Genomic DNA, 15,873 nt, shown 5'->3' with positions numbered 1-15,873 from the left:
ATCGCGCGGAAAAGGCCGCGCGGTGGGCGACCCGAGCCCTAGCCCTGCGACCCGCCGGCGACCTCGTAGTTCCACACCTCGCTGTGGGTCGAGACCGGCTTGGGCGCCTCGCCGCCGGCCCGCTCGACCGCGGAGCGGTGCCCCTCGGCGAAGCCGGGCGAGCTCACCCAGGCCTGGAACGACTCCTCGTCGCGCCACCGGGTGATCACGAGCCACTGCTCGCGCTCGTCGGTGGGGCGGAGCAGCTCGAAGCCCTCGAAGCCGTCGGCGCCGTCGACCGCACCGGCCCGGGCGGCGAAGCGGTGGGCGAGCTCGTCGCCGGCGTCCTTCGGGACGGTGATGGCGTTGATCTTGATCGTCGTCATGCTCCGAGCCTGCCAGGCGCCCGCAGGGCCCGACCGGAACGGTCCACGACGGCGTCCGGACGCTGGATCGATCCAACGATCCGCCTCTCGGCAACCCTTGCTACGCATGGGTAACCTGACCGTCCACGGGCACCACGCCACCGCTCAACCACTCCACGGACGAAGGCGGAACACCATGGTCGATGTCGATCGGGTCCTCGACGAGGCAGGCGTGCACAACCCGCACGTGCGCGCCTACGTCGCCCACTGGGCAGCCATCACCGAGCCCGACCGCGTCGAGGTCGTCGACGCCGCCGACGACCACCGCCTCGTCGAGGAGGCGCTCGACGCGCGCGAGCTGCTGCCGGCCGGCGAGGGCCGCTACTACTCCCGCTCCTACGTCAAGGACACCGCGCGCTCGGAGGAGCGCACGATCGTCGCGACGAGCGACCCGGCCGACCGCGGCGTCTACAACAACTGGCGCGACGGCGTCGAGATGACCGAGGCCCAGGTCGAGCGCATGCGCGGTCAGTCGCGCGGGCGGACGATGTACGTCGTCCCGTACCTGATGGCGCCGCCCGGCTCGCCGCTCGAGGCCTACGCCGCCGGCGTCGAGCTCACCGACAACCGGCCCGTCGTGCTGCACATGATCCGCATGGCGCGCGTCGGCGTCGCCCACCTCGAGAACCTCGCCGACCCGGCCACGTTCGTGCGCGCCGTCCACGTCACCGGCGACCTGCCGAACCTCGGCCAGGGCACGCCCGACGACCAGCGCTACTTCGTCACGGTCGCCGACCAGCGCACGATCCTGCACTTCGGCTCGTCGTACGGCGGCAACGCGCTGCTCGGCAAGATCGCCCACGGCCTGCGGCAGGCCTGCTACGACGGCCGCGCGTCGGGGCGGTTCCTGGCCGAGCAGTTCATGCTCCTCGGCGTCAGCGACAACGTCACCGGCGCGACCTACCACGTGTGCGGCGGCTTCCCGAGCGCGTCGGGCAAGACCAACCTGGCCATGACGCTGGCGCCCGACGCCCTCGGCGAGCGCTACCGCGTGGAGTTCTACGGCGACGACATCGCCTGGCTCTGGGTCGGCGACGACGGGCGCGTCCACGGCATGAACCCCGAGAACGGCGTCTTCGGCGTCGCGAAGGACACCAACGAGCTGACCAACCCCACGGCCCTCGACTCCATCGGTCCGGGCAGCGGCGCCATCTTCACCAACGTCGCCTACAACCCCATCACCCAGGAGGTCTGGTGGGAGGGCCGGACGCCGGAGCACCCGACCGGCCCCGGCTGGGAGGACTGGAAGGGCGAGGCCATCGCCGACCGCGCCGACGGCGACGACAGCCCGTGGGCCCACCCCAACAGCCGCTTCACCACCACCCTCGCCAACGTGCCCAACGTGGCGAAGGACTTCGAGAACCCCGCCGGCGTGCCGATCGACGCGATCATCTTCGGCGGCCGCACCCGCGACCGCGAGCCGCTCGTGCGCGCGATCGACGACCTCGCCGAGGGCGTCTACGACGGGCTGACCCTGGGCGCCGAGGCCACCTTCGCCGCCGACGGCCTCGACGGCCAGCTGCGCTACGACCCCATGTCGATGCGGCCGTTCCTGGCCTACGCCGAGGCCGACTACGCCGCGCACTGGCTGAGGATCATCGGCTCGGCCACCGAGCAGCCGGTCTTCGCGCACGTCAACTGGTTCGCGAAGGACGCAGACGACGGCCACTTCCTCTGGCCCGGCTACCGCGAGAACCTGCGGGCCCTGCTGTGGCTCGTGCAGTACAGGCTCGGCGAGGTCAGCGGCGAGCGCACGCCCGTGGGCGTCGTCCCCACGCGCGACGAGCTCGACCTGACCGGCCTCGACGTGCCGGACGCCGACCTCGACCGCATCCTCGCCGTCGACGTCGAGCGCTGGCGCCAGGAGATGGCGTTCCGTGAGGAGCACCTGCGCCAGTTCGACGGCCTGCCCGACGAGATCTGGACGGCGCACCGCCGCGTCGCCCAGGCGCTCGACGACGCCTAGGCGTCGCTCGGTACGGTCGGCCCGTGCTCCGCTTGCGCGCCGCGACCGCGATCGCCGTCGTCCCGTTCCTCGCTGCCTGCGGCGGCGCGGACGACGACGACGCCCCGTCCTTCGCGGCGGCGCTCGAGCAGCTGCCGCGCCTCGGGGCCGACGACTTCACCGTCATCTCCTGGACCGACGTCGCCGCGGCCCGCGAGGCCAACGGCTTCGACGCGGTGCCCGACCCCGCCGTCGACGCCGCGGCCGACCTCGTCGTGGCGATGAACGGCCTCGCCGACTCCTCCGTCGTGCTCGCCCCGCTCGACGGCTACGACGCCGTCACGGCTCCGGCCGGCGTCGACAACGAGCTCGGGGTCGGCTGGACCTCCGCCGACTCGATCGCCTCCGTCACGGGCGCGGGCTCGTTCAACTTCTACGCCGACGACGGCGACGTCGAGGTCGACGGCGCCGAGCCCGACGGCGACCTCTACCGGCTCGACGACGACGGCCCGTACGGTGCCGTCGACGGCAACCGCGCGGTGATCGCCTCCGACGCCGAGCAGGCCCAGGCCTGGGCCGACGACGACGCCTCGACCCTCGACGGCCTGGCCGACGTGAAGCAGGTCGCCGAGGCGATCGACGACGCCGACGCGCTCTCGGGCCGCATCGTCGACCTCGGGCCGCGCGGCATCCTCGGCATCGGCTGGATCGACGACGACGGCGACCCCGCCTGCGTGTTCGTCTACGCCGGCTTCCCGGGCGACGCCGACGACGTCCGCGACGACGTCGAGGCCGGCTGGTCGGCGGTGGCCGACCGGGTCGAGCTCGACGACGTCCGCACCGACGGCGACCTGGTCGTCGTCCGCGGCCACCAGGTCGACGACGTCACCGCGCCGCTGCGGCTGCTGATGTCCGCCACGCTCCCGCTGCCCGACGCCGGCTGAGTCCTCACCCGCCCCACCCGTCGCAGGAACACCCGGTGCACCGGGGATTCCCGGCGTTCCCAGCCGTTGCAGTCCCTGAGAACGCGTCGAAGTCCCTGAGGAGCTCGTCCCGCGGCGGCTACAGCCCGAGCCGCAGCTCCTCGCACCGCAGGTCGGAGCCTGCACGCAACCGCTCCCACACCCCGGTCGGCGCGAAGCCGCGCGAGACGTACAGACCGCGCGCACCGGGGTTGTCCTCGCTCACGTGCAGCCGGACGCCGTCGCGAACCGCCCCCGGGTCGGCCGCGCCGGTCTCGCGGCACCAGGCGAGCAGGTCGTCGAGCAGCCGGCCGCCGACGCCCCGGCCACGGACGGCGGGGTCGGTCCACATGCCCCACAGGTACAGCGACGCGCCGTCCTGCGGGGCGAAGGCGCCGCCCATGGCGACGCCGCGGCCGCCGTCGTCGAGTCCCACCACGGTCACGCCGTAGGTCAGGCGGCGCCGCCACTCGTCGTCCGGCAGCTCGCGCGCCTGGTCGAGCACCGCGCCGAACGCGGTCGGTGCGTCGGCCAGCGCGCGCAGCCGGACGTCGCGCACGAGGCGCCAGTCGTCGACGTCGGCGCGACGCAGCGTGGTCATGGCGCGAGTATGTCGGGCGCACCCACCCGACGTCCGGGAGGATGAGCCGGAGTCGGCCGCTCGTCGGGTCGGCTGGGCCCATGTCCCTGCCCTGGTACGACGCGACCCCCGGTCGCGGCACCCCGATCGTGCTGCTCCACGCGTTCCCGCTCTCGTCGGCGATCTTCGACCGCCTGCTCCCCGACCTCGACGGCTCCCGCGTGCTGCGGGTCGACCTGCCCGGCCTGGCCCGCAGCGCCGTCCCCGACGAGCCGCCGTCGGTCGCGGTCATGGCCGACGCCGTCGCCGCGGTGCTCGACGACGCCGGGGTCGGGGCCGGGGTGGTGCTCGGCGTCTCGACGGGCGGCTACGTGGCGCTCGAGCTCGCGGCGCGGCACCCCGACCGGGTCGCCGCGCTGGCGCTCGGCAGCACCACGACCCGCGTCATCGCCCCCGACGAGCCCGCCGAGCGCCGGGCGCTGGCCGACCGGCTAGACGCGACCGGCGACCTCCAGCCGCTGGTCGACGGCGCCGACGCCGGTCTCGGCGGCACCGCGCAGCGCGAGCAGCCCGACCTGCTGCCGCTGCTCCGGTCGATCGTGCAGGACGCCGACCCGCGCGGCGTCGCCTGGGTCGCCCGCGCGATCGCCGGCCGCCGCGACACCGGCGACGTGCTGCGCGACCTCGCCGTCCCGGTGCTGCTGCTCTTCGGCGCGGAGGACACCGAGACGCCGCCCGTCCGCGCCGAGGAGATGGCTGCGCTGCGCACGGGGACGACGCGCACGGTCGTGCTGCCCGCGACCGGGCACCTCACCGCGCTCGAGCGGCCGCTGCAGGTGGCGGCGGAGCTGCTGACCCTCGTCGCCGACGCCGAGCGGTAGCCCGACGGGCGGCGAAACCACCGGTGGCGGCCCGTCGAGCCCCGGGATCCCCACGGGCCGGCCACCGGCGTCCGAGTCAGAGAGAGGTCACAACAGGTAGCTGCACGAGCTGCTCGGCGTCTGGAGCGTGCCCTCGTAGTCGCCCGCCTCGTCGGACGACGACCCGAGGGTGCCGTCGAGGTCGGTGTCGAAGTCGTAGTCGTAGTCGGACCCGAAGTCGTAGTCGTAGCCCCCGGAGCCGTAGGAGCTCGGCCCACCGAACGAGGAGCCGTACGAGGAGTCGAAGTCGTCGAGCCCGCTCAGGTAGTCGCGCGGGTGCTCGGCCAGGAACTCGCTCACGCACTGGTCGTAGCGGTCCTGGCGGCTGACGTCGTCGGAGGAGTTGACCGCGGTGGCGACGCCTCCGGCGCCGGTGCCGACGGCGGCGCACCCGGCCGCCACACCGGAGCGGGCCTTGCCCGGGCGTCGCGAGGACGACGACCGGCGGTGGCGCGACGAGGACGAGCGCGACGAGGACGTCGACCGCCGGGAGCCGGACGACGAGGACGACGAGGACGACGGGGTCGCTGGCGCCGGGTCGCGGTCGGGGTAGGTCTCGTAGGTCGGCGACGAGGTGCGGCAAGCGCAGGCGGTGCACGGGCGGCCGGCCTCGCAGTCGTCGCAGGCACCGCACGCCGCACAGGTTCCGCAGGCGGCCGTCGCCGGCTCGGGCACGACCCGGCTCGACGGCGTGTAGCCCTCGTAGGTGCGGCGGACGTCGGTCACGGGGTCAGCCTCCCCGGGCCCGACGCGCGCCAAACCCGGCGGTGACGACCTACGCGCCGAGCAGCTCGAGCAGCGGCTCGACGCGCTCGAGGGCGACGGCGAGCACCTCCGGACGCCGCCGCAGCCAGTCGACGTGGAGGGTGGTCACGGCCGCGACCTCGAGCGGGCGTCCGGCGACCTGCCACCGCGTCGTCGGGGCGACGTCGAGGTGGTGCGCCGCGACCACCTCGGCCATGAGCGGGGCGTGGGTGCCGGCGAGCAGGGGCCGGTCGACCCCGGGCGGCGCCGGCGGCAGGCCCACCGCGGCGCGCACCCGCGCGGCCAGTGGCTCGAGCACGGCGTTGCCGGGGTGGTTGATCGTGCGCATGCTGTCGGCGACGGGCCGCGTGAGCAGGTCGCTCACGGTCACGAGGCCGCCGACCCGCTCGCGCCGGTCGAGCTCGGCCACCGACGCCGCGGCCACGGCCAGGACGGCGTCCGGCGTCAGGGGCGGCGGGGCGGGGCGTGCGGCAGCGGCGAGGACGGTGCGGACGTCGTGGTAGGGCACGAGCGGCGGGTCGGGGTCGCGGATGCCGGGCGGGTGCACCAGCAGGTGGTAGGGGTGCAGGCCCGCGTAGCGCACGCTCGGCACGAGCGCGGTGCGGCTGCCGGGCGGCAGGTGCCCGACGAGCTGCTCGGTGCCGACGGGCAGGCCGTGGTAGTCGTTGCCGACAGGCTGTCCGACGAAGATGTCGGTCGCGGCCACGAGCGCCTGCAGGCCCGCGACGTCGTCGGCCACCAGCTCGTGGACAGCGGGCAGCCGCACGGAGCGCACGTCACCGGCGTCGATCAGCAGCCGCAGCGACTCGGCCTGGCAGTTGCCGACGACCGTCAGCAGCGGACGCCCGTCGTCGGGCGGGACGGGCGGGACGCTCACGTGGCCCACCCGCCCAGCCAGGCCTCGAGCGTGTGACCGGCGCGCCACGGCGTCAGCCGCCGGTCGACGGCGGGGTGGGTCGTGGCGATCTCCGGCCGCTCCCACCGCGCCGCCCGCCGGGTCAGCCGGAGGTCCTCGACCGTCGAGCCGTCGGTTCCGACGGCCCGGCAGGCGTGACCGTCGAGGCCGTCGAGCACCGCGAGCCACGCCGCCGGGTCGCCGAGCAGGCCCTCACGCAGGTGCAGGTGCAGCCGGGCCGTGGACGGCGCACGACCCTGAGGGTGGACGCGCGGGTCGTCGCCGACCAGCCGTCGGTGCTCGTCGTCGAGCTCGACGCGCGCGCGGGGCACGGCGGCCAGCAGGCCGTCGAGCGAGGCGAGCACGGCCGCCGGCTCGAGGCCGCCGTCGACGGTCACGACGAGGTCGGCCGGGCCGCGCAGGAGCCCGCGCCACGTCGTTCCCGGGGCGCCGCCGTGGTCGGCCACGGCGACGGTCTCGCCGAGCTCGGAGGCCGCCGATCGCCCGCGCGCGCCCGCGTCGGGCCCGTCGTGCCACGCCACGGCGTCCGCGCGGTGGGCCAGGAGGCCGCCGGCGCGCCACGAGCGCTGGGCCAGGTCCCAGTCCTCACCGCCGTAGGAGGTGAACGACTCGTCGCACCCGCCGAGCTCGTCCCACCACCACCGCGAGCAGGCCAGGACGGCGCCCACGGCGAACCGGTGCCCGGTGTGGTCGGCGTCGAGCAGGTCGCGGGTCGTGGCGTAGGCCTGCCGCAGCCAGCCGGGCTCGGGCAGCTCGTGCGCGGGGCCGGCGACCTCGATCGGTGCGTCGAGCGGCACGTCGGCCAGGTCGGCGTGCCGGCGTCGTCCGACCACGAGGCACTCGGGCAGGCGCGAGGGCAGGTCGGCCATCGCCGCCACGTAGCCGGGCTCGGGCACGGTGTCGGCGTCGAGCAGCACCACGACGTCGCCGGTCGAGGCCGCGACGCCCAGGTTCCGCGCGGCAGCGAGGCGGAAGCCCCGGTCGTCCTGCCGCACCAGCCGGACGTCGTCCGGCACGTCGGGTGCGACGCGCGAGCCGTCGTCGGCGACCACGACCTCGTCGGGCCGGCGGGTCTGACGCTCGAGGGCGGCGAGCGTCCGGGCGAGCTCGCCGGGCTGCTCGTAGTGGCTGACGACGACTGAGACGCGCAAGCCGGACGCCGCCGAGCCGGCGAGGTCCCACCGGTTGCCGGGCACGGTCGTGCCGTACGGCGGGCTCACGCCAGCGTCCTCCACCAGGCGAGGTAGGCGGCGGCCGCGTCGGGCAGCAGCGGCCGCAGGTCGGTGCCGGCCTCGAGCCACGTCGACGCCGGACGGCGCAGCGCCGCGTCGACGCGGTCGGCCAGCGTGTCGTCGCGGAACAGCGTCACCGTGCCCTCGCGGCGGCGCGCCATCTCGCGCGCGTAGACGCCGTCGCGGACCAGGGGGCGTCGTCCGGCGGCCAGCCAGGAGTTGAGGCTCCCGGACGCCGAGACGTTGCGGTGCGCGACCACCGGGACGGCGACCCGCTGCAGCTGCGCCACGACGTCGGCCTCCGCGACGTGACCGGTGACCTCGAGCGGCACCCCGCGGGCCTCGGCCAGCAGCCGCAGGTCGTCGACCTCGTCGTCGTGCCCCGGCGCCGGCCCGCCGATCAGTCGCACCGTGACCGGGGTCGCGGCGCGCACCAGACCGGCCAGGGCCCGGACGACGTGGCGGTGGCCCTTGCCCGGGTAGACGTAGCCGAACAGGCCGACCACCGGTGCGGGGTCGTGGTGCGCGGCCGCCGCGACCGGGACCGGGACGGGCAGCGGGACGACGGCGCCGTCGACGTCGGGCCGGACCCACTGGTGCACCAACGACCGCTCGTGCTCGGAGCTCACCACCCAGCCGCGGGCGGCGCGGACGATGCGGGCGTAGGCCGCGACCCGGTCGCGGAAGCCCGGGCCGTCGGTGGGCTGCGGCACGTCGTGCAGGGTGACCGACAGCGGCGTGCGTCGTGTCAGCGCCTCGAACGCGCCCGCCGCGTGCTCGGGGCTCGCCCCGAGCAGCCGGTCGGTCGCGTGCAGGTGCGCCGGACGCCGGTCGAGCCGTGCGGCGTCGTGCACGACGACGGCCCCGCAGGCCTCGGCGATCTCCCGCGCGTAGCGGGTCACCCCGTGCCGCGGGTCGCCGAGCACGAGCTGGACGGGTGCCGGCGCCAGGGCGCGACCCACCACGCGGGGGGCGCGGTCGATGCCGGTCACGGCGGCGGTGAGGCTGGACACCACGCGATCGTGGCGTCGGTGTCGGCCGCCGGGCTCCCCCCAACGGCAGGCTGCCGCACGATCACCCGTGCGGGCGAGAGCGGGCCCCGCCACCGGTGTGGTGGCGGGGCCCGCGTGCGCGTCGTCCGGGGTCAGCCCTCGAAGCAGGCGCCGGTGAACTCGTGGGCCGACGCCGTCGGCCCGGCGGTGAAGTCCTGCACGGTGGTCAGGCCGGCCGGGGCCGCGGGGTCGACCTCGCTGATCACGCTCTGGGTGAAGATGTCGTTGTCACCCGTGCGGTCGCCGGCCTCCTCGGGCAGCATGCCCTCGAAGTCGACGGACTCGAGCTCGTTGACGGCCTCGACCAGGCCCTCGCGGGTCTTGGCGTAGTCGCCGTCGAGCCAGGCCTCGAGCGCGGCCTTGAGCGGGTAGCTCCAGGCCCAGCCGGAGGTGTAGCCGTCGTTGGGGTCGACGTCGGGCAGGGCCTCGCGCATCGCGGCGTGGCCGTCGGTCTCGGTGCCGAAGCTGCCCCACGGCCCGGCGTGGGTGAACAGCGCCTCGAGCGCGGGCGCCGCCTCGCTCTGCAGCAGCGCGGGGTTCCAGGTGGGGGAGAGGCCGACGAACCTGCCGGTGTAGCCGCGGGCCGCGGCCTGGCCGACGATGACGGCGGTCTCGGTCGGGCCGACGCCGAGGACGACGACGTCGGGTGCCTGCGACACGACGGCGCTGATCGCCGCCGACTGGGCCTCCTGGCCCGGCGCGGTCTCGACGAAGTCGACGAACTCGGCGCCGATAGCCTCGGCGGCGATCTCGGCGCCCGCGGCACCGTCGCCGCCGTAGTCGCCGGGGAAGCCGATCGCCATCACCGTCTCGACGCCGCCCTGCTCCTGGAGGTAGTCGATCGCATTCATCGCCTCGACGCAGTACGACGAGCCGGACTCGAGGATGTTGTCCTCGAAGCCCCACAGCGACGTCCACGACGCCGGCGCGCCGATCACGTTCTGCGACTTCATCTTCTCCAGGATCGCCAGCGTGGTGGGCGAGCCGAGCGTCTGGGCGAGGGCGAGCACGTCGGGCTCGATCTCGGCGTACAGGGTCGCGTGGGTCTCGGGGTTGTAGAGGTTGTCCTTGACGTAGGAGGTGACGTCGACGTCGTAGCCGCCGATGCCGCCGTCCTCGTTGACGCGTTGCCAGAACGCCGCCTGGGCCTCGGTGATCGGTCCGCCCAGGGCGGCGAACGGGCCGGCCGAGAGGTCGGAGATCGTGCCGAGGTAGATGCAGCCGTTGTCCTCGTTGACGGCGTTCTCGCAGGGCTCGTCGGTCACGCCGGGAGCATCGATGGCCGAGCTGCCACCCTCGTCGTCGCCACCCCGGCAACCGCTCGCCACCAGGGCGAGCACCGCCAGGGCGATGCCGGTCTTGTGCACCTTCACTGTGTTCTCCTTGGGTTGTCCGCCAGGCTGGCGATGCGGGTTGCGGGCCGTCGGCTCAGTAGCTGAACGGCCAGCTCTTCCAGTAGGTGCGGGTGCGCACCCAGATGCCGAACAGGCCCCGAGGCTCGAACAGCAGGAACAGCACGATCAGCAGGCCGTAGAGGATCTGCTCGACCTGGAAGATGTTGGGGACCTCGCTCGGCAGCTCGCTGAACTCCAGGACGCGGCCCCACACCTCGAACCGGATGCTGGGCGCGATGTCGCGCACCAGGGTGGGCAGCATGCCGATGAAGATCGCGCCGGCGATCGTGCCGCCGACGGTGCCCGCGCCGCCGATGAGCACCATCGCGATGATCTGCACCGAGAGCAGCAGGTTGAACGAGCCCGGCTCGACGTAGTCGGTGATGGTGAAGAGCAGGGCACCGGCGCACCCGGCGTAGAACGACGACAGCGCGAACGCCAGCGTCTTGGTGCGCGGCAGGTCGATGCCCATCATCTCGGCGGCCATGTCGCGGTCGCGGACGGCGGCGAACGAGCGGCCGACCTTCGAGCGCGCGATGTTGCGTGCAGCCAGGGCGAAGACGAGCAGCAGCACCAGCATCAGGAAGTACATCTGCTGGTCGGAGGTGAACGCGCCGTCCGGGGCCGGCGACCGGAGGTCGTAGCCGAACAGCACGGGGTCGGCAGCGCTGCGTCCCACGCCCGCGCCGCCGGTCAGGCGCTGCCACTCGCGGAAGACGTGCTCGCCGAGGAACACCAGGCCGAGGGTGACGATCGCGAGGTAGAGCCCGCGCAGCCGCGTCGCGATCGGCGCGACGATGACGCCGAACAGGGCGGCGACCAGACCGGCGGCCGGCAGCCAGATCCAGATCTCCTGCAGGCCGAAGCCGATGGTGCGCGCCTCGGGGTCGGAGTCGCCCGAGAGCGCCGCGGCGGTGTAGGCGCCGATGCCCATGAAGAAGGCGTGGCCGAGCGAGACCTGGCCGCACAGACCGGTGACCAGGTTGAGCCCGAGCGCGGCGATGGCGAGCACGAAGGCGAGCGCCAGGCTGCGCAGGGTCGCGTCCGGGAGGCTGAACGGCATGAAGAACGCCACCAGGACGACGAGCGCGACGCCCGCCCGCTTGGGCCAGGTGTTGAAGAGCGCGAGCTCCTGCTCGTAGCTCTGGAAGAACGCCGGGCGTCCCCACAGGCGCGAGGTCTTGGCGTCGTCCTTCGGTGACGGCTCGGACTTCTCGATGGTCGGGGTGCTCATGCGGGGTCCCCGGTTCGTTGTTCGACGGAGGAGCGGAGCGGGGGAGGCGAAGAACGGACTGGGGTGCTCATACTCGACGGACCTCCGGGGTGCCGAACAGGCCGTAGGGGCGGACGAGGAGGACCAGCAGCATCAGCGCGTACGGCGCCACCGAGGCGACGTTGTCGCCGAGCCACGGCAGGTAGTCGCGCTGGTAGGTGCCGACGAGCTGCTCGACGACGCCGACGGCGAGACCGCCGACCACCGCGCCCTGCAGCGAGTCGAGGCCGCCGAGGATGATCGCCGGCAGCGCGATGAGGGCGATGATCCACAGCTGCCGGTCGACGCCGGCGCCGGTGGCCAGCAGCGACCCGGCGATGGCGGCGAGCGCCCCGGCCAGGGCCCACGACGTCGCGAACACCGCGCCGACGCTGATGCCCTGGGTCATCGCCGCCTCCTGGTCGAAGGCGGCGGCGCGCATGGCGAGACCGAACGGCGTCCGCTGGAAGAACACCAGCAGCGCCAGGCCGACGACCACGACCGTGCCCATCATCACCAGGTGCCGGATCTGCACCGACAGCCCGAGCAGCTCGACGGTGTCGATGCCCCACGGGAAGCCGATCGGTCGCGAGCCGATGCCGATGTAGCCGGTGACGACGACGCGGACGGCGATGTCGATGCCGAGCGTGATGATCGCGACGACGAAGACCGCCTTGCCGACCATCGGCCGCACGGCCACCCGCTCGATGACCAGGGCCAGCACCGCCGTCACGAGCGCCGCGCCGGCGACCGAGAGGAAGAAGGAGAAGCCGGTGAACAGCACCACGCCCAGCGCCGGCGTCAGGTACGACGTCACGACCGCGCCGGTGAGCATGAAGGCCGGCTGCGCGAAGCTGATCACGCGGGTGGCCTTGTAGATGATCACGAAGCCGAGGGCGAGCAGCGCGTAGACCGAGCCGATGCCCAACCCGCGCACCAGCGCCTCGAGGAACTGGGTCATCTCGCGCTCCTGCCGTCGTACATCGACTCGACGAGGTCGTCGAACGCGGCCACGACCGCGGCCCGCTTGAGCTTCTGGGTGGCGGTGAGCTCGCCGTCCTCGTGGTCGAGCTCCTTGGGCAGCAGCCGGAACGCCTTGACCTGCTCGACCGAGGCGAACCGGCTGTTGACGTCGTCGACGACGCCCTTGAGCAGCTCGACGACCTCGGGCTTCTCGGTGAGGTCGCGCAGCGTGCTGTAGCCGAGGCGTTGCCGCTGGGCCCACTCGCCGACGGTGTCGAGCTCGATGCCGATCAGCGCGGTGAGGTAGTTGCGGCCGTCGCCGACGACGAGCGCCTCCTTGACGTAGGGCGAGGCCTTGAGCTCGTTCTCGACCTGCGACGGCGAGACGTTCTTGCCACCGGCGGTGATGATGATGTCCTTCATCCGGTCGGTGATCTTGAGGTGCGTGCCGTCGACCCACTCGCCGACGTCGCCGGTGTGCAGCCAGCCGTCGGGCTCGAGCACCTCCGCGGTCGCCTCGGGCCGCCCCCAGTAGCCGGCGAACACGGCCGGGTGCCGGGTGAGGATCTCGCCGGTCTGCTCGTCGACGCGCACCTCGACGCCCGCGTGCGCCTCGCCGACCGTGCCGAGCCGGATGCGGCCGGGCTTGGCCGCGGTGGCGACCGCGGTGTTCTCGGTCATCCCGTAGGCCTCGTGCATCGGCACGCCGATGCCCATGAAGAACTTGAGCACCTCCGGCGCGATCGGCGCGGCGCCCGACGTCGCGTGCCGTACCCGGCGCATGCCGAGCCGGTCGGTGAGCGCGCGGTAGCAGAACACCCAGCCGACGGCGTGCTGCAGCCGGGTGGACGCCGTGTGCCGGCCGCCGTTGGCCGCGAGCCGGTCGGCGATCGACTCGGCCCGGCGCAGCCAGAACCGCGTCGTCGTCCGCTTGAACCAGGAGGCGCCGGACAGTCGCGTCTGCACGCCGGCGAGCAGCTTCTCCCAGATGCGCGGGACGCCGAACAGGATGGTCGGCTGCACCTCGCGGAGGTTCTGCGGCACCGTGTCGATCGACTCGGCGAAGCAGACCTGCGTGGCTGCCGCGGCGTTGAACCAGGTCGTGAAGACGCGCTCGGCGACGTGGCTCAGCGGCAGGTAGGACAGCAGCAGGTCCTTCGGGCCGGGCGGCGGGTCGGTGAAGGCGCCCTCGTCGCACAGGATCCGGATCGCGAACTCGACGTTGGCGACCGTGAGCATCGCGCCCTTGGGCGGACCGGTCGTGCCGGAGGTGTAGATGAGGGTGGCCAGGTCGTCGGGCCGGGCGGCGTCGGCGGTGTCGTCGACGGCGGTCGGGTGCTCGGCGCGGTGCGCCGCACCCTGGGCGAGGAAGTCCTCCCACGCGACGAGCGCCACCCGGCCGCCCGCGCCGTGGGCGTCGGGGTATCGGCCGCGGATGCCGCGCGGCTCGACGTAGACGATCGTGGTGAGCGCGGGGCAGACGTCGACGACCTCGAGCGCCTTGTCGAGCTGCTCCTGGTCCTCGGCCACCAGGACGACGGCGCCGGAGTCGGCGAGCAGGTAGCCGACCTCGGCGGCCGGGTTGGTCGGGTAGAGCCCGACCGACGCCGCCCGGACGGCGAGCGCGCCCATGTCGGCGACCAGCCACTCGGGCCGGTTCTCGGAGTGGACGGCGACCCGGTCGCCGGGCTCGACGCCGCGGGCGAGCAACGCGTGGCCGAACAGCTGCACCTGGTCCCAGTAGTGGGCCCACGACCACGGCCGCCAGACGCCGAGGTGCTTGTCGCGCAGGGCGACCGCCGTCGGGCGCTGCCGGGCGTGCTCGCGGATGCGGGTGGCCGGGGTCGCGGTCGTGGCGGGGGCCTTGTCGAGGGTGCTCGTCGCGGGGGTGGTCATCGGGCGGCCTGCTCTCCGAGGTAGGCCCGGACGACCTCGGGGTGCGTCTGCACCTCGGCCGGCGTGCCGGTGGTGACCGGGGTGCCGAAGTCGACGACGAGGATCCGGTCGGCGAGGTCCATGACGAGCCCCATGTCGTGCTCGACCATCACGATCGGCACGTCGAGCTCGTCGCGGATGTCGAGCACGAAGCGGGCCATGTCCTCGGTCTCCTCCAGGTTCATGCCGGCCACCGGCTCGTCGAGCAGCAGCAGCCTCGGCTCCATCGCCAGGGCCCGGCCGAGCTCGACGCGCTTCTGCACGCCGTAGGGGAGCAGGCCGACGGGCAGCTGGCGCCAGGCCTGCATCTCGAGGAAGTCGACGATCTCCTCGCACCTCTCGCGATGCTCGACCTCGATGCGGCGGGCTCGGCCCCACCACGCGATCGACGCTGCCGGGCCGTAGCCGATGTGCTGGTGCCGGCCGAGCATCAGGTTGTCGATCACGCTGAGGTGCTCGAACAGGGCGATGTTCTGGAAGGTCCGCGCGACACCTCGTCCGGCGATCACGCTGGGCTTCTTGCCGAGCGTGCTCTCGCCCATGAACCGGACGGCGCCCTGCTGCGGGCGGTAGACGCCGCTGATCACGTTGAACAGCGACGTCTTGCCGGCGCCGTTGGGGCCGATGATCGCGAACAGCTCGCCCGGCTCGACGTGCAGGCTGACGCCGTTGACGGCCTTCACGCCGGCGAACGAGAGGTGGATGTCGTCGAGCTCGAGGACCGGGCTGGAGCTCGCGCCGTTCTTGACCGCGCTCATGCCGACCACCTCTTCTTGCGCCGGTAGTGCTTGGTGTCGCGGAACGAGCGCCGCTCGCCGTCCTCGCCCGGGTGCAGGCCGAGATAGAACTCGCGCACGTCGTCGTCCTTCAGCAGGGCCGCGGCCGGCTTGTCGAGCACCACGCGGCCGGTCTCGAGCACGTAGCCGTGGTGGGCGACCGAGAGCGCCATCGTCGCGTTCTGCTCGACGAGCAGGATGCCGGTGCCGGCAGCGTTGATCTCGCCGATCACCTCGCGGATCGCCTCGACCATGAGCGGCGCGAGACCGAGGCTGGGCTCGTCGAGCAGCAGGTAGCGCGGGTCGGACATCATCGCCCGCCCCATCGCGAGCATCTGCTGCTCACCACCGGAGAGGTAGCCGGCCGTCTTGGCGCGGCGGTCGGCGAGCACCGGGAAGAGCCCGTAGACGCGCTCGAGGTTGGTGGCGAGCCGGCCCCGGGCCGTGTGGGCGCCGACCCGCAGGTTCTCCTCGACGCTCAGCTCGACGAAGACGCGGCGTCCCTCCATCACCTGCCGCACGCCGCGCTTGACGATCTTCTCGGGCCTGGTGCGGTGCAGGTCGTCGCCATCGAGCGTGACCTCGCCCTTGGTGACCTCGCCGTCGTGGACGTCGAGCAGCCCCGTCAGGGCGCGCAGCAGCGTCGTCTTGCCGGCGCCGTTGGAGCCGAGCAGCGCGACGATGCGCTTGTCGGGGATCTCGAGGCTCACGCCGCGCAGGGCGAGCACGGTGTCGTCGTAGACGACCTCGAGGTTGCGGACGGCGAGCACGGGACCT

15 protein-coding genes are annotated in these 15,873 nt (G+C 73.6%); 3 read left to right on the top strand and 12 right to left on the bottom strand.

What is annotated here, in order from left to right:
- Window positions 1–38: 38 nt before the first annotated feature.
- Entirely contained in the window at window positions 39–365 is a 327-nt protein-coding gene (locus ABFT23_RS01485) for an antibiotic biosynthesis monooxygenase family protein (protein ID WP_347892046.1), read from the bottom strand.
- Window positions 366–540: 175 nt separating this feature from the next.
- On the opposite strand from ABFT23_RS01485, the gene ABFT23_RS01480 reads away from it, so the two are divergent.
- Window positions 541–2,370, top strand: coding sequence for a phosphoenolpyruvate carboxykinase (GTP) (locus ABFT23_RS01480; protein WP_347892044.1), 1,830 nt, complete (start codon window positions 541–543; stop codon window positions 2,368–2,370).
- A 23-nt stretch (window positions 2,371–2,393) separates the two neighbouring features.
- The gene (locus ABFT23_RS01475) at window positions 2,394–3,293 is read left to right on the top strand and encodes a hypothetical protein (protein ID WP_347892043.1); all 900 of its coding nucleotides are present in this window, start codon (window positions 2,394–2,396) and stop codon (window positions 3,291–3,293) included.
- Between the two features lie 118 nt (window positions 3,294–3,411).
- Here the strand turns inward: ABFT23_RS01475 and ABFT23_RS01470 are convergent, their stop codons facing one another.
- Window positions 3,412–3,912 (bottom strand): GNAT family N-acetyltransferase, encoded by a 501-nt coding sequence (locus tag ABFT23_RS01470; RefSeq protein WP_347892042.1) that lies wholly within the window; start codon window positions 3,910–3,912, stop codon window positions 3,412–3,414.
- A gap of 80 nt (window positions 3,913–3,992) precedes the next feature.
- On the opposite strand from ABFT23_RS01470, the gene ABFT23_RS01465 reads away from it, so the two are divergent.
- The gene (locus tag ABFT23_RS01465; protein ID WP_347892041.1) at window positions 3,993–4,772 is read left to right on the top strand and encodes an alpha/beta fold hydrolase; all 780 of its coding nucleotides are present in this window, start codon (window positions 3,993–3,995) and stop codon (window positions 4,770–4,772) included.
- A gap of 87 nt (window positions 4,773–4,859) precedes the next feature.
- Here ABFT23_RS01465 and ABFT23_RS01460 read toward each other — a convergent pair whose 3' ends face one another.
- From ABFT23_RS01460 to ABFT23_RS01415, 10 genes are all read right to left on the bottom strand, one after another.
- A complete protein-coding gene (locus tag ABFT23_RS01460) occupies window positions 4,860–5,537 on the bottom strand; it encodes a hypothetical protein (RefSeq protein ID WP_347892040.1) in 678 nt (225 codons plus the stop codon).
- 49 nt (window positions 5,538–5,586) lie between these two features.
- Window positions 5,587–6,453, bottom strand: a complete 867-nt coding sequence (locus tag ABFT23_RS01455; RefSeq protein WP_347892038.1) for a WcbI family polysaccharide biosynthesis putative acetyltransferase — start codon at window positions 6,451–6,453, stop codon at window positions 5,587–5,589.
- Window positions 6,450–7,712, bottom strand: coding sequence for a glycosyltransferase (locus ABFT23_RS01450; RefSeq protein WP_347892036.1), 1,263 nt, complete (start codon window positions 7,710–7,712; stop codon window positions 6,450–6,452). Before ABFT23_RS01450 ends, ABFT23_RS01455 begins: the two co-directional genes overlap by 4 nt.
- Window positions 7,709–8,737, bottom strand: a complete 1,029-nt coding sequence (locus ABFT23_RS01445) for a glycosyltransferase family protein (RefSeq protein ID WP_347892034.1) — start codon at window positions 8,735–8,737, stop codon at window positions 7,709–7,711. Before ABFT23_RS01445 ends, ABFT23_RS01450 begins: the two co-directional genes overlap by 4 nt.
- 131 nt (window positions 8,738–8,868) lie before the next feature.
- The gene (locus ABFT23_RS01440; RefSeq protein WP_347892033.1) at window positions 8,869–10,149 is read right to left on the bottom strand and encodes an ABC transporter substrate-binding protein; all 1,281 of its coding nucleotides are present in this window, start codon (window positions 10,147–10,149) and stop codon (window positions 8,869–8,871) included.
- Between the two features lie 55 nt (window positions 10,150–10,204).
- A complete protein-coding gene (locus tag ABFT23_RS01435; protein ID WP_347892031.1) occupies window positions 10,205–11,404 on the bottom strand; it encodes a branched-chain amino acid ABC transporter permease in 1,200 nt (399 codons plus the stop codon).
- 67 nt (window positions 11,405–11,471) lie between these two features.
- On the bottom strand, window positions 11,472–12,383 hold the full coding sequence (locus ABFT23_RS01430; RefSeq protein ID WP_347892029.1) for a branched-chain amino acid ABC transporter permease: 912 nt from the start codon (window positions 12,381–12,383) through the stop codon (window positions 11,472–11,474).
- Entirely contained in the window at window positions 12,380–14,281 is a 1,902-nt protein-coding gene (locus tag ABFT23_RS01425) for an AMP-dependent synthetase/ligase (RefSeq protein WP_347892027.1), read from the bottom strand. Before ABFT23_RS01425 ends, ABFT23_RS01430 begins: the two co-directional genes overlap by 4 nt.
- Window positions 14,278–15,078, bottom strand: a complete 801-nt coding sequence (locus ABFT23_RS01420) for an ABC transporter ATP-binding protein (protein WP_347892025.1) — start codon at window positions 15,076–15,078, stop codon at window positions 14,278–14,280. The genes ABFT23_RS01425 and ABFT23_RS01420 overlap by 4 nt, the downstream gene beginning before the upstream one ends.
- A complete protein-coding gene (locus tag ABFT23_RS01415) occupies window positions 15,075–15,866 on the bottom strand; it encodes an ABC transporter ATP-binding protein (protein ID WP_347892024.1) in 792 nt (263 codons plus the stop codon). The genes ABFT23_RS01420 and ABFT23_RS01415 overlap by 4 nt, the downstream gene beginning before the upstream one ends.
- Window positions 15,867–15,873 lie beyond the last annotated feature (7 nt).

This window comes from Nocardioides secundeburneus (assembly GCF_039939255.1).
In the GTDB taxonomy this organism is placed as follows: domain Bacteria; phylum Actinomycetota; class Actinomycetes; order Propionibacteriales; family Nocardioidaceae; genus Nocardioides.
Note: the sequence above shows the minus strand (reverse complement) of the source record. Positions and strands in the feature narration are given on the sequence as shown.

What these genes read in the sequence shown, in the direction of transcription:
- ABFT23_RS01430 (WP_347892029.1), bottom strand. Translation starts at nt 12,383, where the DNA reads ATGACCCAGTTCCTCGAGGCGCTGGTGCGCGGGTTGGGCATCGGCTCG.
- ABFT23_RS01420 (WP_347892025.1), bottom strand. Translation starts at nt 15,078, where the DNA reads ATGAGCGCGGTCAAGAACGGCGCGAGCTCCAGCCCGGTCCTCGAGCTC.
- ABFT23_RS01465 (WP_347892041.1), top strand. Translation starts at nt 3,993, where the DNA reads ATGTCCCTGCCCTGGTACGACGCGACCCCCGGTCGCGGCACCCCGATC.
- ABFT23_RS01485 (WP_347892046.1), bottom strand. Translation starts at nt 365, where the DNA reads ATGACGACGATCAAGATCAACGCCATCACCGTCCCGAAGGACGCCGGC.
- ABFT23_RS01435 (WP_347892031.1), bottom strand. Translation starts at nt 11,404, where the DNA reads ATGAGCACCCCGACCATCGAGAAGTCCGAGCCGTCACCGAAGGACGAC.
- ABFT23_RS01470 (WP_347892042.1), bottom strand. Translation starts at nt 3,912, where the DNA reads ATGACCACGCTGCGTCGCGCCGACGTCGACGACTGGCGCCTCGTGCGC.
- ABFT23_RS01425 (WP_347892027.1), bottom strand. Translation starts at nt 14,281, where the DNA reads ATGACCACCCCCGCGACGAGCACCCTCGACAAGGCCCCCGCCACGACC.
- ABFT23_RS01480 (WP_347892044.1), top strand. Translation starts at nt 541, where the DNA reads ATGGTCGATGTCGATCGGGTCCTCGACGAGGCAGGCGTGCACAACCCG.